The sequence below is a fragment of the Blastococcus sp. OS1-29 genome (genome assembly GCF_057628075.1).
On the sequence record NZ_JBXXJK010000001.1, the window covers coordinates 666,510 to 680,870 of the forward strand.

The 14,361-nt window shown below is 72.8% G+C and carries 16 protein-coding genes; 10 read left to right on the plus strand and 6 right to left on the minus strand.

Going from position 1 to position 14,361, the window contains the following annotated elements; translation table 11 throughout:
* The first annotated feature begins 27 nt into the window (after window positions 1–27).
* Entirely contained in the window at window positions 28–660 is a 633-nt protein-coding gene (locus AC2H4J_RS03305) for an LURP-one-related family protein (RefSeq protein WP_487463398.1), read from the plus strand.
* On the opposite strand, the gene AC2H4J_RS03310 is transcribed toward AC2H4J_RS03305, so the two are convergent.
* The 3 genes from AC2H4J_RS03310 to AC2H4J_RS03320 form a co-directional block, all read right to left on the minus strand.
* Complete coding sequence (locus AC2H4J_RS03310) at window positions 661–1,356, minus strand: hypothetical protein (RefSeq protein ID WP_487463399.1); 696 nt, start codon at window positions 1,354–1,356, stop codon at window positions 661–663.
* A gap of 44 nt (window positions 1,357–1,400) precedes the next feature.
* Window positions 1,401–2,750: a multicopper oxidase family protein gene (locus AC2H4J_RS03315; RefSeq protein WP_487463400.1), complete on the minus strand. Its 1,350-nt coding sequence runs from the start codon at window positions 2,748–2,750 to the stop codon at window positions 1,401–1,403.
* Between the two features lie 91 nt (window positions 2,751–2,841).
* Window positions 2,842–3,336 (minus strand): hypothetical protein, encoded by a 495-nt coding sequence (locus AC2H4J_RS03320; RefSeq protein ID WP_487463401.1) that lies wholly within the window; start codon window positions 3,334–3,336, stop codon window positions 2,842–2,844.
* A 174-nt stretch (window positions 3,337–3,510) separates the two neighbouring features.
* On the opposite strand from AC2H4J_RS03320, the gene AC2H4J_RS03325 reads away from it, so the two are divergent.
* The 3 genes from AC2H4J_RS03325 to AC2H4J_RS03335 are packed head-to-tail and all read left to right on the plus strand — an operon-like array spanning window position 3,511 to window position 6,295.
* Window positions 3,511–4,491 (plus strand): LLM class flavin-dependent oxidoreductase, encoded by a 981-nt coding sequence (locus AC2H4J_RS03325; protein ID WP_487463402.1) that lies wholly within the window; start codon window positions 3,511–3,513, stop codon window positions 4,489–4,491.
* Between the two features lie 43 nt (window positions 4,492–4,534).
* Entirely contained in the window at window positions 4,535–5,278 is a 744-nt protein-coding gene (locus AC2H4J_RS03330) for a hypothetical protein (protein ID WP_487463403.1), read from the plus strand.
* Window positions 5,279–5,302: 24 nt separating this feature from the next.
* Complete coding sequence (locus AC2H4J_RS03335; protein ID WP_487463404.1) at window positions 5,303–6,295, plus strand: adenosine deaminase; 993 nt, start codon at window positions 5,303–5,305, stop codon at window positions 6,293–6,295.
* A gap of 73 nt (window positions 6,296–6,368) precedes the next feature.
* On the opposite strand, the gene AC2H4J_RS03340 is transcribed toward AC2H4J_RS03335, so the two are convergent.
* Entirely contained in the window at window positions 6,369–6,758 is a 390-nt protein-coding gene (locus tag AC2H4J_RS03340) for a VOC family protein (protein WP_487463405.1), read from the minus strand.
* A 76-nt stretch (window positions 6,759–6,834) separates the two neighbouring features.
* On the opposite strand from AC2H4J_RS03340, the gene AC2H4J_RS03345 reads away from it, so the two are divergent.
* Together AC2H4J_RS03345 and AC2H4J_RS03350 are read left to right on the plus strand one after the other, a co-directional pair.
* On the plus strand, window positions 6,835–7,731 hold the full coding sequence (locus tag AC2H4J_RS03345; protein WP_487463406.1) for a DUF1028 domain-containing protein: 897 nt from the start codon (window positions 6,835–6,837) through the stop codon (window positions 7,729–7,731).
* A complete protein-coding gene (locus AC2H4J_RS03350; protein WP_487463407.1) occupies window positions 7,728–9,251 on the plus strand; it encodes an MFS transporter in 1,524 nt (507 codons plus the stop codon). Before AC2H4J_RS03345 ends, AC2H4J_RS03350 begins: the two co-directional genes overlap by 4 nt.
* Here AC2H4J_RS03350 and AC2H4J_RS03355 read toward each other — a convergent pair.
* Together AC2H4J_RS03355 and AC2H4J_RS03360 are read right to left on the minus strand one after the other, a co-directional pair.
* Window positions 9,213–10,193, minus strand: coding sequence for a magnesium transporter CorA family protein (locus AC2H4J_RS03355; RefSeq protein WP_487463408.1), 981 nt, complete (start codon window positions 10,191–10,193; stop codon window positions 9,213–9,215). The two genes, AC2H4J_RS03350 and AC2H4J_RS03355, sit on opposite strands and share 39 nt — an antisense overlap.
* Before the next feature lie 9 nt (window positions 10,194–10,202).
* On the minus strand, window positions 10,203–10,592 hold the full coding sequence (locus AC2H4J_RS03360; protein ID WP_487463409.1) for an MmcQ/YjbR family DNA-binding protein: 390 nt from the start codon (window positions 10,590–10,592) through the stop codon (window positions 10,203–10,205).
* A gap of 153 nt (window positions 10,593–10,745) precedes the next feature.
* On the opposite strand from AC2H4J_RS03360, the gene AC2H4J_RS03365 reads away from it, so the two are divergent.
* The 4 genes from AC2H4J_RS03365 to AC2H4J_RS03380 are packed head-to-tail and all read left to right on the plus strand — an operon-like array spanning window position 10,746 to window position 14,342.
* Window positions 10,746–11,687: an ABC transporter ATP-binding protein gene (locus AC2H4J_RS03365; protein ID WP_487463410.1), complete on the plus strand. Its 942-nt coding sequence runs from the start codon at window positions 10,746–10,748 to the stop codon at window positions 11,685–11,687.
* Entirely contained in the window at window positions 11,684–12,496 is an 813-nt protein-coding gene (locus tag AC2H4J_RS03370) for an ABC transporter permease (protein WP_487463411.1), read from the plus strand. The genes AC2H4J_RS03365 and AC2H4J_RS03370 overlap by 4 nt, the downstream gene beginning before the upstream one ends.
* Window positions 12,433–13,677, plus strand: coding sequence for a sensor histidine kinase (locus AC2H4J_RS03375; RefSeq protein ID WP_487463693.1), 1,245 nt, complete (start codon window positions 12,433–12,435; stop codon window positions 13,675–13,677). Before AC2H4J_RS03370 ends, AC2H4J_RS03375 begins: the two co-directional genes overlap by 64 nt.
* On the plus strand, window positions 13,674–14,342 hold the full coding sequence (locus AC2H4J_RS03380; RefSeq protein WP_487463412.1) for a response regulator: 669 nt from the start codon (window positions 13,674–13,676) through the stop codon (window positions 14,340–14,342). Before AC2H4J_RS03375 ends, AC2H4J_RS03380 begins: the two co-directional genes overlap by 4 nt.
* The last annotated feature ends 19 nt before the right edge of the window (window positions 14,343–14,361 follow it).

The following is a 14,361-nucleotide window of genomic DNA, read 5'->3' on the forward strand; positions in this document are numbered from 1 at the left end:
TCCCCGATCAAGTCCGGAGCAACCCACGTGACCGTGCCTCCCGTACCGCAGCAGCCGTCCGGAGCGCCGGCCGTCATGTACGTGCCCCGGTTCTTCGTCAAGCAGCGGATCACGCTCATGGTCAACCGCTACGAGATCCGGATCGCCAACCCCGACGGCACCGAGGGCGCGCTGATGGCGTTCGCCGAGCAGAAGCGGATGAAGCTCAAGGAAGAGATCAACTTCTTCACCGACGACTCCAAGACCCGCCGGGTGTTCTCCTTCAAGGCCCGGCAGCGGCTCGACGTGCACGCCGAGCACGACGTGTTCGACGAGGGCGGCCAGCAGCTCGGGTACTTCAGCAAGGCGTTCGGCGCGAGCCTCCTGCGGTCGACCTGGAACCTGTCGGGCCCGGGTGTCCAGGCGGTGGGCCAGGAGCGCAGCCAGCTGGTCGCGATCCTGCGCCGGATCTGGAACTGGATTCCCTACCTCGGCGACATCTGGGTGCCGTTCGTCTTCCACTTCGACTTCGTCGACACCGCGACCGGGCAGCCGGTGATGACCAGCGAGCGGATCTGGGCGGTGCGCGACCGGTACGCCGTCACCGTTCCCGACCAGCGGCTGGACTTCCGCGTCGCCGCCGCCATGGCCGTCGCCCTGGACGCGCTGCAGAGCCGCTGACTACTGCAGGATCCCGACTCCGCGGGAGATGACCAGCACGGAGACCACCAGCGCGCTCGTCGCCTCCACGCCCATCAGCAGCTTGGCGCGGCCGGTCAGCGGCATCGTGTCGGTCGGGCTGAACGCGGTGGAGTTGGTGAGCGAGACGTACAGGTAGTCGTGCAGGGCGGGCACCCAGCCGGAGTTCTTGCTCGACCCGACGGCAACCTCGGAGATGGTGTCGTGGTTCTCGTCCTGCGAGAACCGGAAATCGGCGGGCGGGATCTGGTCCCGCGGCTTCTGCGTGCGGGTCACCGGACCTCCGCGGTCGAGCTCCCAGTACGCCAGGCCGAACACGATCACGTTGGTCAGCCACACCTGCAGTGCGGCCACGAGCAGCGCCCGCCCGTCCTGCACGTGGCTCTCCAGCAGGGCGCGCAGCAGCATGACCAGCGACGCGGTGTTCGCCAGCCCGATGAGCGCGACCAGGGCCAGGCTGGCGACCCGCGACAGGCGGGTCTGGCGGGTGAGCCGCCGCGGGTTGACCACCGTCAGCGCGACGAGGAGCAGCAGGCCGAGCAGCGGGATCAGCAGCCGGGGCAGCACCAGCAGCGTCGCGGGCAGCAGCGCGTACAGCGCGATGGCGGCGAGGACGGCGACGACGGCGGGCAGCCGGGCCTCGCCGCGGCGCTCGTGCCGCACCGATCCGTTGGTCACGTCCTGCTCATCGGCGCCGGTGCGCCGGTCCTGAAGCCCACGTCTCACTCCGGCTGGTTCGCATCCGATCCGCCCACCCGGTACGGCTCGGTCACCCCGGCGTAGGCCAGGTGCGCCACCAGACCGTCGCGGGCGTGGTCGAGGTTGTGGCAGTGGTCCATCCAGATGCCGGGGTTGTCGGCGACGAAGGCGATCTCGTAGGTGTCGCCGTCGGCGACGTTGAGCGAGTCCACCCACCAGGGGCTGCCCGTCGACCGGACGCCGTTGCGGGACAGCACGACGGCGTGGTGCCCGTGCAGGTGCATCGGGTGCACGTTGCCGCTGTCGTTGCTGATGGTCATGCGGACGACGTCGTCCTCGGCGACGTGGAACATCGGCACGTCCGGGAAGAGCTTGCCGTTGATCGTCCACCAGAAGCCTGGCTTGCCGTCGACGAGGCCGATCCGGCGTCCGATCCGGTAGTCGAAGTGCCGGTCGGCCTGGTCCGGGTCGAACGGGAGCGGCGCCGGGCTGCCGTAGCTGAGCAGGTCCACGCTCCGGCCGGGCTCCGGGGCCGGGTCGACGTGCGTGCCGCGGGGTCCCACCACCAGCGCCGTCCCGCCCCCGACGTCGATCCGGGCAGGGGCGGTCACCAGCAGGTCGACGCGTCCGCCCGCCGTGACGAGGACCCCCTCGCCGGTGACCTCGGACGGCTGGTTGACGTCCCGGCCGTCGACGGCGACGACGCGGTACGGGCTCCCGCTGACCCAGGCCGGCAGCGGCCCGTTGTCGGTGTTGATCAGGCGCACGCGGACGGCGGAGTCGGCCGGTGCGGCCACCGAGGTGACCCCCGTGCGGCCGGCGAGGGTCCGCCGCCCGCTGTAGGTGTGTACGGGGGCGACGACGTCCTGCGCGCCCCGGGGGTCCGGCGGCAGGACGACCAGCGTGCCGAAGAGGCCGTCGCGCACCTGTTCGTGGGAGACCTGGTGGGAGTGGTACCAGAAGGTGCCGGCGTCCTCGGTGCGGAACCGGTAGAGGTACTTCTCACCGGGGCCGACGGCGTCCTGCGTGACGCCCGCGACGCCGTCCTCGGCATTGGGGACGTCGACGCCGTGCCAGTGCAGCGTGATGCCGTCCGGCACGTCGACGTTGGTCAGCGTGACCTGGACCAGGTCGCCCTGGTGCGCCTCGATCAGCGGGCCGGGCGAGGTCCCGTTGAGGGTGTAGCCCTCGACCCGTTCGCCGCTGGCGAGCGCGAACGACTGCCTGCGGGCGGCCAGCGCGACGGCGACGTCCGGCTTCCCGTCGGCCGGTCCGGTCAGGTCGGCGACGCTGATCCCGCCGCCGTGCTCGTGCTCGGGGCCCCCGCCGTAGTCGACGTGCCCCATGTCCATGACCGAGTAGGTCGAGGGCACCAGGCTCGTGGACCAGTACCAGCCGAGGCCGCCGAGCAGGAGTACCGCGACGGCCGCAGGGACGAGTACCCGCCACCGGCGGCGGAGGACGTCAGTTGACAGGACGCGACGCCTCGGGGGCCGACGAACCGGTCGTCTGCCGCGGGACGTCGAACGCGCCGGTCGAGCTGCTCCGGGCGACGGCCGACCCGCGCGCGAGCATGGATGCCCGAACGGCGGTGCCGAGGACGGCGAAGGCGTTGATGCCGTGCAGGGCCCCGACGACCGGCGCGCTGAACGACACGAAGGCGAGGACCACCTGCAGCACGATCAGGCCGAACACGATCGCGGCCCACTTGGGCGCTCCGGGGACGGACTTCGCCGCGAAGAACGACACGATCAGGAGTGCGAGGCCGAGGACGGGGATGACGTACATGCCGTCGATCCCGTGCAGGACCTGGCCGAAGTTCGGTTGGAAGTTCTTGTCGACGACGAGGCCGTTGTCGACGTCGTGCAGGACGCCGAAGCCTCCCAGCGCGATCGCCATCGCCTGGACGACGACGCCCAGCGCGATCAGGCCGGACAGGACGCGGTAGGTCTGCTTCACGATCGTTCCTCCGAGAGCCCCCTGACGGACCGCTCGGGTCCGTATGACGCGGACGTTGTACACCCAGGGCGGGGCGCGAAGACAGATGTATCCGCACGGCGCGCTGTCGGATCGGGAAGCCCGTCGGGACGGACCGCGTTGCACCGGGCAACCAACTCGGAAGGCACGAATTCCATGCGTATCCCGCTGTCCATCCTCGACCTCGCGCCGATCAGCCGCGGTGAGACCGCCGGCAGCAGCATCGCCGCGAGCGTCGCCCTCGCGCAGCGCGCGGAGGAAGCCGGCTATGTGCGGGTCTGGTACGCCGAGCACCACAACATGCCGTCGATCGCGTCGTCGGCGACCAGCGTCCTGATCGCGCACGTGGGCGCGCACACGAGCACCATCCGGCTCGGCGCCGGCGGCGTGATGCTGCCCAACCACGCCCCGCTCACCATCGCCGAGCAGTTCGGCACGCTCGACGCCATGTACCCGGGCCGGATCGACCTGGGGCTGGGCCGGGCCCCGGGCAGCGATCAGAACACGATGTACGCGTTGCGCCGCGATCCGATGTCGGCGGACAAGTTCCCGCAGGACGTGCTGGAGTTGCAGGCCTACCTCGCCGGCCAGACGCGGGTGCCCGGCGTCGACGCGATCCCGGGCAAGGGCAGCCGCGTGCCGCTGTACGTCCTGGGCTCGTCGATGTTCGGCGCGACGCTGGCCGCCGCGCTGGGGCTGCCGTACGCCTTCGCGTCCCACTTCGCGCCGCAGATGCTCGAGCCGGCGGTCGCCGCCTACCGGCGCGAGTTCCGCCCCTCCGAGCAGCTCGACCGGCCCTACGTCATCGCCGGCGTCAACGCCCTGGCGGCCGACACCGCGGAGCAGGCGCAGGAGCAGCTGCAGCAGTCGCGGCGGTTCCGCGCGATCGCGCTGTTCGGCCGCGGCCAGGCGCTCACCGACGAGCAGGCCGACCAGCTGCTCGCGCAGGGCGCCGCGCAGCACGTCGACCAGATGCTGACCTACGCCGCCGTCGGCACCCCGGCCGAGGTCGGCGAGTACCTCGACGGCTTCGCGAAGTCCGCCGACGCCGACGAGCTCATCGTCGCCCACCCGGCGCCCACCCCCGAGGGCCGGCTGCGGTCGGTGACCCTCGTCGCGGAGGCGATGGAGTCCTGAGCGCTCACAGGTCGCGCACAGCCGCAGCGGCGACGATGCGCGGGTGGAACTGCGTTCGGTAGGCGTCGGGGCGATCGACGAGGTGCTGGAGGAGGCGGTCGGACGGCGGCACCGGCCCGACCCCGCCCTCGGCCGGACCGCGGGGCCGGCAGGCAACGCCCAGCTCACCGCCTGGACGGGGCTGCTGCTGCTCGCCCTGGCGGTCGTCGAGCTCGTGACGCTGATCGACGTCCGCGGACTGCTCAGCTGGCACGTCGTCGTCGGGGTCCTGTTGTCCGCCGTCGCGGCGCTGAAGATCGCGAGCGCCGGATGGCGGTTCCTCCGCTACTACGGCCGCAGCCGCCCGTACCGGCAGGCCGGGCCGCCGCCGATGCTGCTGCGCATCCTCGGGCCGTTCGTCGTCCTGGGCACCGTCGCCGTGCTCGCCTCGGGCCTCTGGCTGATCGCCGTCGGGCCGGCCATCGGACGTCGGACGCTGCTCCCGCTGCTCGGTCAGCGGATCGATCTCGTGTCGCTGCACCAGGCATCGTTCGTCGTGTTCGCGGTCGCCGCGGGGCTGCACCTGCTGGGACGGTTCGTGCCGGCGGTCGTGCTCGCCACCGAACGAGGGCGCCGGGACGGCGGACGGCTGCGGGGGCGCGGTCCGCGGATCGCCGTCCTCGTGGCGGCGGTCGTCGCCGGGGCGCTGGCCGCCGCGCTGATCCTCCCCGCCGCGGCGCCGTGGCAGGACGAGCACGGGGACTTCTTCCCCGGCGGTCCGCCGCCCCCGGGCTTCAGCCACAGGTAGTCGCGGCGGATAACGTTCTCCCGCGTGAGCGACGACGTCCCCGTGCTGCCGACCGCCGAGCTGCACGTGCACATCGAGGGCACGCTCGAGCCGGAGCTGGCGTTCTCCCTCGCCGAGCGCAACGGCACCCGCCTGCGGCACGCCGACCTGGGTGAGCTGCGCCGGGCCTACGCCTTCGCCGACCTGCAGTCGTTCCTGCATCTCTACTACGAGCTGACCGAGGTGCTGCAGCGCCCGGAGGACTTCGCCGACCTCGCCGACGCCTATCTGGCGCGGGCGGCGGCGCAGGGCGTCCGGTACGCGGAGGTGTTCGTCGACCCGCAGGCGCACACCAGCCGTGGGGTGCCGCTCGAGGTCGTGATGGAGGGGCTCGGGGAGGCGTTCCGGAAGGCCCCGTCCCGGCACGGGATATCGGCCCGGCTGATCGCCTGCTTCCTGCGCGACCGCGACCCCGCCGAGGCGGAGGCGCTGGTGCCCCGGCTGGCGCCGTACCCGGACCTCGTCATCGGCGTCGGCCTCGACAGCGCCGAGGTCGGCTTTCCGCCGGAGCTGTTCGAGCGGGCGTTCGCGCTGGCCGCCGACCAGGGGCTGCACCGCGTCGCGCACGCGGGGGAGGAGGGGCCACCCCCGTACGTCTGGTCGGCCCTCGACCGGCTGGGCGTGGAACGCATCGACCACGGCAACCGCAGCCTCGAGGACCCGTCGCTCGTCGCCCGGCTGCGCGAGGAGCAGGTGCCATTGACCGTCTGCCCGCTGTCCAACGTGGCCCTGCGATGCATCGACCGGCTCGAGCAGCACCCGCTGGTGCGCATGCTGGACGCGGGCCTCGCCGCGACGGTCAACTCGGACGACCCGGCCTACTTCGGCGGCTACCTGCACGACAACGTGGCGGCCGTGACCCGCGCCCTCGGCCTGTCCGCGGGCCAGCGCCGGCAGCTCGCCGAGAACAGTTTCCGGGCCAGCTTCCTGCCCGACGTCGACAAGGCCCGCTACCTCGCCGAGCTCGGAGTCACCTGAGGCGGCAGCGATGTGCAGCCAGGGCGCATTTCTCAGCTGGAATGCGCCCGCAGCGCACATCGCCTGGTGGCGGTCAGGGCTGCTCGACCACGTAGAGCCTGTTCCCGTCCGGGTCGCGGAAGGAGAACATCGGCGGCACCCCGGGGAAGCGCAGCACCTCGGTGTCCACGTCGACACCCGCGCCGGTGAGAGCGGCGTGGTCAGCGGTGGCATCCGCGGTGGTGAACCGGATCCCGGTGTCCACGCCGGTCGCCGTCCCGTCCTGTGCGGCGGCCAGCGCGATCGTCGTCGTGGCACCGGGCGCGGCCACCTCGATCCACCGGCCGCCCGGGAACGGGCTGTCCATCCGGATCTCGAAGCCGAGCACGCCGCCGTAGAACGCGAGCGCGCGCTCCTGGTCGCTGACCGGTACAGCGACGGTGCGGACGTCGGAGATGCGGGTGGTCATCGAGGCATCGGTCATGACGGTAGGACTCCCACCGCGGGCCGGACTCATCGCCGGGTTTGGCCCCCCGGGGAGTCGCGGGTAGGGCGCAGCGGTGACCTACTCGATCGTCGCCCGCGACCCCGACACCGGGGAGATGGGCGTCGCCACCCAGTCCCAGGCCTTCGCCGTCGGCAGCAGCGTGCCGTTCGCCCTGCCCGGGCACGGGGTGATCGCCACCCAGTCGATGGCCGAGCCGATGTACGGCTCGGTCGGCCTCGACCTGCTGCAGGGCGGGTTCACCGCGCAGGAGGTGCTCACCGCCCTGAGCAGCGTCGATCCCCAGCCGCAGCGCCGGCAGGTCGCCGTCCTCGGGGTGAACGGTGACCTCGCGGCCTACACCGGCGAGCACTGCGTCGACGCCGCCGGCCACCTGATCGGCGACACCTGCGTCGCGCTGGCCAACATGGCCGCCTCGCCGCTGGTCTGGGAGACGATGGTCGAGCGGTTCGAGAACTCCGGGGGGCCGCTCGCGCAGCGGCTGCTCAGCTCGCTGCAGGCCGCGGAGGAGGCCGGGGGCGACTTCCGGGGACGACGATCGGCGGCGATCCTGGTCATCCGCGCGACCACGACCGGCCGCCCCTGGCACGACACCGTGGTCGACCTCCGCGTCGACGACTCCCAGGACCCGGTCGCCGCGCTCGCCGACCTGCTGGTCACCCGCGCCCGGTACACCGACGTCGTCCGCGCGTTCCAGCAGGCGATCGACGGCGACCCGGTCACCGCCGACCGCGAGCTCGAGCTGCTGCGGCCGATGGACCCGACCACCGAGCCCGACCAGCTGATGTGGCGGGCCGTGGTCGCGGGCCTGGCCGGCCGGGAGGAGGCCGCCCGGGAGATGCTGGTCGAGCTCGGCAGGTGCGCGCCGCAGTTCCTGGAGGCGGCCCGGCGGTTCGGCAAGGCGGGTCTCATGCCGGCCGACGTGCTCGACCGGATCCTGCCGGTCGGGTGAGCAGCCGCGCAGGCGGATCCCGGACCGAACCCGATCCGCGTCGGTGGGCCGCCCTCGCCGTCTGCGTCTCGGCCCTGTTCATCACCCTGCTCGACGTCAGCATCGTCAACGTCGCGCTGCCGTCGATCCGCCGCAGCCTGGGCGCGGATCCCTCCGAGCTGCAGTGGGTCGTGTCCGGCTACGCGCTCGCGTTCGGGATGGTGCCGATCATCGGCGGCCGGCTCGGCGACGACCGGGGCCGCAAGCCGATGCTCATGCTCGGCATCACCTGCTTCGTCGCCTTCAGCGCGCTGGTCGGCCTCGCGCCGTCGCCGGGGGTCATCATCGTCGGCCGGGTGCTCCAGGGGCTGGCCGGCGGGCTGCTCAACCCGCAGGTGTCGGGCATCGTCCAGCAGCTCTTCCCGCGGATCGAGCGCGGCAAGGCCTTCGGCCTGCTCGGCGCAGCGGTCGGCATCGCCACCGCCGCCGGGCCGGTGGTGGGCGGGGCGATCATCGCCCTGGGCGGCCCCGAGCTGGGCTGGCGGCTGTGCTTCCTGGTCAACGTGCCGGTCGGCATCCTCTCGCTGGTGCTCTGCGCCCGGCTGCTCCCGCCGACGCCTCCGCGGGACGGCAACCGGGCGCTCGACCTGCCCGGCGCCGCCCTGCTGACCGTCGGCGTGTTCGGCCTGCTCTTCCCCGCGGTGGAGTTCGACGCGAGCCACGACCTGCGCCTGGCGTTCCTGGTGCTGCCGGCGCTGGCGGTCCTCGTGGGTTTCGGCTTCTGGGAGCGCGGCCCCGCCGTCCGCCGGGGTCACCCGCTGATCGACCTGGGCCTGTTCCGCATCCGGTCCTACACCGACGGCGTCGTCCTCGCGGTGCTGTTCTTCTGCGCCTACACCGGCACGCCGCTGGTGCTCGCGCTCTTCCTGCAGGACGGGCTGGGCTTCTCCCCGCTGCACTCGGGCCTGACCGCGTCGGCGTACGCGGTCGGCGCCGCGATCTCCGCGCCGATCGCCGGTCGCCTCCTGCACCGCCACGGCCGGCGGGTGCTGGTCGCCGCCCTCGTGCTGTTCGGTGCGGGGGTCGGAGCCGCCGCGCTGGTGGCGGCCTCGGCGGCCGGGGTCGTCGGTCCGTCGGCGGTCGCGCTGCTGATGGCGCCCGCCCTCCTGCTGGCGGGGCTCGGCGGGGGATCGGTGATCACCCCGAACCAGGCGCTGTCCCTCGCCGAGGTCGACGTCCGCGGCGGCTCGACGGCGGGCGGGATGCTGCAGACGTCGCAGCGGATCGGCAACGCCATCGGCGCGGCGGTGATCAGCGCGGTCTTCTACGCCGCCGTCGCCGGCGCCCCCGCCGCCGGGGCGGCGCGGGCAGCCGAGTACGGACGCGGTTACGCGACGGCCCTGCTGGTCAGCGTCGGTTTCACGCTGGCCGCCTTCGCCGTGGCGGTGCGGGACGCCCGGCGGCCGGCCGCTCCGACCACCGGGCGTCCCGCACCGGCCGGCTCACCACCAGCCGTGGCGCTTCGCCCAGATCAGCAGTAGCACCGACGACACGACCATCCCGGCCACCAGCACCGTCAGGAAGACCGGGTCGGTGCGCGAGTTGACGATGACGTTCATGCCCATGACCGACGACAGCGCGGTGATCGGCAGGGTGACGGCGGCGATGACGGCCAGCCGTTCGGCCGCGATGGTCATCTTCGTGTTCGTGCGCGTCTGGTAGAACTCGATCACGCCCTGGAGATAGTCCTCCTGGCTGTGCGCCATCGTGGCGAGCCGGGAGAACTGGTCCACGTTGTTCTCCAACAGCCACTGCCCCTCGTTGCCGAACACACCGAGGGCGTGCATGCGCCCGTAGACCTCCGAGCTCAGGGCGGCCATCGTCCGGACGGTCAGGAGGCCGTGCCGCACGCGGAACATCCCGTCGAGGAACCGTTCCGCGTCGCCGAACTCGCCGCCCGTCACCTGCTGCTCGTAGCGCCACACCTCGGTCGTGCGCGAGCTGATGTGGTCGCGCATCCGTCCGGTCAGCGCCGACACGACCGCTGTCGACAGCTCGTAACCCGACGGCGGGCTGAGTCGTCCGCCGTCCACGCGTCCGGCGATCAGATCGGTCTCGACCCGGGCCGCGGCCGGGTCGACGGCGACATTGACCGGGCCGTGCACCGTGACCAGGTAGCGCTTCCCGATGAACTGGTCGAGCTCGACGTAGTGGACGTGTCCGCCGGCGCCGGCCTCCGGCGCGTGCAGGACGACGAACACGTGGTCGGCGTAGACATGCACCTTGGGTACGGGGGAGCGCCCGATGCAGTCCTGGACGGCCTTGGGGTGGAAGCCGAACACGTCGCCCAGCACGCGGACGGCGTCCGGGTCGCCCTCCGGGATGTCCACCCACAGGACGCCGTCGGTACGGCACAGCAGGTCCGGGAGGTCGGCCACCTCGTGTCGGCCGACCCGCTCGGGGGTGATCAGCCGGATCTCCATGGGCCGGGGCTACCGCGGTGCGACGGGATGCTCGGCCAGGAGCCGGCGGGGCGCCCGGCAAGCCCAGGCCTCGACCGCCAGCTCGGTCAGCGCCTGAGTATCGAGGCGGTCCAGCCGGCACAGGACGGCCGGATAACCGTCGAAGTGGTGCGTCGTGAAGTAGACCTCCGGCTCGTCGGCGATCAGCGCCGCCTTGGCGCCCTCGTCCGGCACCCGGGCACCGAGCACGATCCCGGACGGCGCGGCGTCCCCCAGCTCGTCGAGGTCGGTGCGGCGCAACGGCCGCTCCCAGACGAACAGCTTGTCCTTCACCCGCCACTGCCGGGCGCCGCGCGAGACGACCTCGCTGGTCTCCGGCAGCGCGAGGCAGGCCGTCGCGACGTCGTCCAGGGTGGTCATGGGCCGCACGGTACGAGCCCTGGGACAGCCGGGACAGGGGGTGCGACGTGTACGACGAAGGTCGTACGTGCCGAGCGGCCAGAGCTGGTCCCTGCGGTGGATGGCAGATGCCGCCGGGCCGCCTAGCGTCGACGCCATGATGAGGGACGACGCATGATCGAGGCGCGAGGACTGACGAAGCGGTACGGCGACAAGGTCGCCGTCGAGGGGCTGTCGTTCACGGTCCGGCCCGGCATGGTGACCGGATTCCTCGGACCCAACGGCGCGGGCAAGTCGACGACGATGCGCATGATCATGGGGCTGGACCGGCCCACCGCCGGCAGCGTGACGGTCAACGGCCGGCAGTACGACGACCTGGCCGCCCCCCTGCACGAGGTCGGCGCCCTGCTCGAGGCGCGGGCCGTGCACACCTCCCGATCCGCCTACAACCACCTCCGCGCCCTGGCCGCCACCCACGGCATCTCCCGCGCCCGGGTCGACGAGGTCATCGACCTGGTCGGCCTGACCGACGTCGCCCGCAAGCGGGCCGGCGGCTTCTCCCTCGGCATGGGTCAGCGGCTCGGCATGGCGACGGCGCTGCTCGGCGACCCGCCGACCGTCGTCCTGGACGAGCCGGTCAACGGGCTGGACCCCGAAGGCATCCGCTGGGTCCGCGACCTGCTCAAGGGCCTGGCGGCCGAGGGTCGGACGGTCTTCGTCTCCAGCCACCTCATGAGCGAGATGGCGCTGACCGCCGAGCACGTGATCGTCGTCGGGCGCGGTCGGCTGATCGCCGACACCACCGTCGCGGAGATCATCCGCGAGGCGTCGACGAGCGCCGTCCTCGTGCGGAGCCCCGACGCCGCGCAGCTGCGGACCGCCCTCGCCGGCCCCGACGTCACGGTCTCGAGCACCGAGGCCGACGTGCTGACGGTGACCGGGCTGACCGCCGCCCAGATCGGCGACACGGCCCGCGGCCTGGGCGTCGCGCTGCACGAGCTCACCCCGCAGCACGCCTCGCTGGAGGAAGCCTTCATGACCATGACGCGCGACGACGTCGAGTACCACGGCCATCTGGCCGCCGAGGCGACCGTCCTGGAAGGGGAGCGGGCATGAGCGCGCCGACCGCGACGCCGTCCCGTCCGACGCGGGAGCGGGTCACTCCGGTCCGGGCCGCGAAGTCGGAGTGGATCAAGCTGATCTCGCTCCGGTCGAGCTGGATCACCTTCGCCGCCTCCGTCGTCGCGGTCATCGGGCTGGGAGTGCTGATCTCCTACGTGACCAACAGCCACTGGGCCGAGATGGATCCGCAGGAGCGGCTGCGGTTCGAGCCGGTTCAGCGCAGTCTCGCCGGCATCAACCTCGCCCAGCTGGCCATCGGCGTCCTCGGTGTCCTGATCGTGACCGGCGAGTACTCCACCGGCATGATCCGCTCGAGTCTCATGTCGGTGCCGCGACGGCTGCCGGTGCTCGCCGGCAAGGCCGTCGTGTTCGCCATCGCGACCTTCGTGCTCATGCTCGGGTCGGCCTTCGTGGCCTTCCTGCTCGGTCAGCAGGCGCTCGGTTCGCACGGCACCACGCTGAGCGCCCCGCACGCGCTCCGGGCGGTGTTCGGCGTCGCGCTGTACCTCACCGTCATCGCGCTCTTCGCGGTCGGGATCGGGTTCATCATCCGGAACACCGCGGGCGGCATCGCCACCCTGTTCGGCCTGCTGCTGGTTGCGCCCGGCCTCGGCCAGTTGCTGCCCACGTCGTGGCAGCCGCACATCCTCCCGTACCTGCCCAGCAACGCCGGGGCGGGCGTGTACTCGGTGCGGACCGACCCCGGCATGCTGAGCACGTGGACCGGCTTCGCGGTGCTGTGCGGCTGGGCCCTCGCCGCGCTGCTCGTGGGCGGATTCCTGCTGCGCCGGCGCGACGCCTGACCGACCCCGCAAGTACGCCCGACTCCGCGCGGGGGCCCTGGCGCCGATGGGCGTCGGGCCACCCGCGCGGAGTCGACGCGCTCGTCGCCCTCCTCGTCCTGGCCCTGGCATCACCGGCGACCCTGCACGCCGCACACGGGACGCCGTGGGCCTGGGTCCTGGACCTGGCCATGGTGGTCCCGCTCGTGTGGCGCCGGCGCTTCCCGGTGCCGGTCTTCGCGATCCAGGCGTTGATCGCGCTCGTGCAATGGGCGTTCGCGGTGCGGCTGAGTGCCGACATCGCCCTGCTGGTCTCGCTCTACACGGTGGCCACCACGCAGTCACGGCGGATCGCGGTGACCGCACTGGCGGTGCTCGAGGCCGGGGTCGTGCTCGCCGCCGTGCGGTTCGCCCCGGCCGGTGACGTGCTCGGCTCGCTCGTGTTCCTGTCGGGGCTCGTCGTCGCGGCGTACTTCCTCGGCACCAGCGTCCGCAACCGCCGCGCCTATCTCGGCGCACTGGTCGACCGGGCTGCGCGGGCAGAACGGGAGCGGGACCAGCAGGCCCGGCTGGCCGCCACCGCCGAGCGCACCCGGCTGGCCCGCGAGCTGCACGACATCGTGGCGCACAGCCTGACCGTCGTCGTGACCCTCGCCGAGGCAGCGGCGGTCACGGCGGAGTCCGATCCGCCGTCCGCCCGGGACGCGATGGGCCAGGTCGCGACCACGGGACGGGCGGCCCTGGCCGAGATGCGCCGGCTGCTCGGCGTCCTGCGGGACGAGACGGACGGCGACGCCGCGCTGGCCCCCGCGCCCGGGCTGGACGGCCTCGACGCGCTCGTCGCCGGCGCCCGGGCCGCGGGTCTCCCCGTCCGGCTCACCGTCGGAGGCCGGCCGCAGCCGCTGCCCACGGCGATGGACGCGACCGCGCACCGCGTCGTCCAGGAGTCGCTGACCAACGTGCTCAAGCACGCGGTCGAGCCGTCGGCGGTCGACGTGGTGGTGCGCTGGGGCGAGCGGGACCTCGTGCTGCAGGTGAGCGACGACGGCCGGTCGCCGACCGCGACGGGCGAGCCCGGCCACGGCCTCGTAGGCATGCGCGAGCGGCTGGCGATCTTCGGAGGCGAGCTCTCAGCAGGCCCCACCAGGTCGGGCGGCTGGCGCGTGCGCGCGGTGCTGCCGCTCACCGAGGTGGCGCAGTGAGCATCCGGGTCCTGCTCGTCGACGATCAGGCGCTGCTGCGCACCGGCTTCCGGATGATCCTGCAGGCCCAGCCGGACGTGGAGGTGGTCGGCGAGGCGGTCGACGGAGCGGACGCGGTGCGCCAGGTGGCGGCGCTGCACCCCGACGTGGTGCTGATGGACGTCCGCATGCCCGTCATGGACGGCGTCCAGGCGACCGAGGCCATCGTCGCCGGCGGAGCGGCCGCCCGCGTGCTCGTCCTGACCACGTTCGACGTCGACGAGTACGCGTTCGCCGCGCTGCGGGCCGGCGCGAGTGGATTCCTGCTCAAGGACGTGCCCCCGGCGGAGCTCGCGGGCGCGATCCGCTCGGTGGCCGCCGGCGACGCGGTCGTCTCACCCCGGATCACCCGCCGACTGCTCGACCGTGTCTCCCTGGAAACCCCGGGGAGTGCGCCGGATACCGGCCCGCGGAATCAGGTGCTCGAGGTGCTGACCGACCGGGAGCGCCAGATCTTCGGCGAGGTGGCGAGAGGACTCAGCAACGCCGAGATCGCTGCCCGGCTGTACCTGTCGGAGGCCACGGTGAAGACCCACATCACCCGGATCCTCGCCAAGCTGCAGCTGCGCGACCGCGTGCAGGTGGTGATCTTCGCCTACGAGCGCGGGCTGCTCGACGACCGCTGAGCAGCCACCAGCCGCGCAG

Bases quoted from the DNA above. Each gene is read 5' to 3' on its own strand.
- AC2H4J_RS03360 (WP_487463409.1), bottom strand. From the start codon at position 10,592: ATGACCACCCTGGACGACGTCGCGACGGCCTGCCTCGCGCTGCCGGAG.
- AC2H4J_RS03365 (WP_487463410.1), top strand. From the start codon at position 10,746: ATGATCGAGGCGCGAGGACTGACGAAGCGGTACGGCGACAAGGTCGCC.
- AC2H4J_RS03340 (WP_487463405.1), bottom strand. From the start codon at position 6,758: ATGACCGATGCCTCGATGACCACCCGCATCTCCGACGTCCGCACCGTC.
- AC2H4J_RS03355 (WP_487463408.1), bottom strand. From the start codon at position 10,193: ATGGAGATCCGGCTGATCACCCCCGAGCGGGTCGGCCGACACGAGGTG.
- AC2H4J_RS03370 (WP_487463411.1), top strand. From the start codon at position 11,684: ATGAGCGCGCCGACCGCGACGCCGTCCCGTCCGACGCGGGAGCGGGTC.
- AC2H4J_RS03325 (WP_487463402.1), top strand. From the start codon at position 3,511: ATGCGTATCCCGCTGTCCATCCTCGACCTCGCGCCGATCAGCCGCGGT.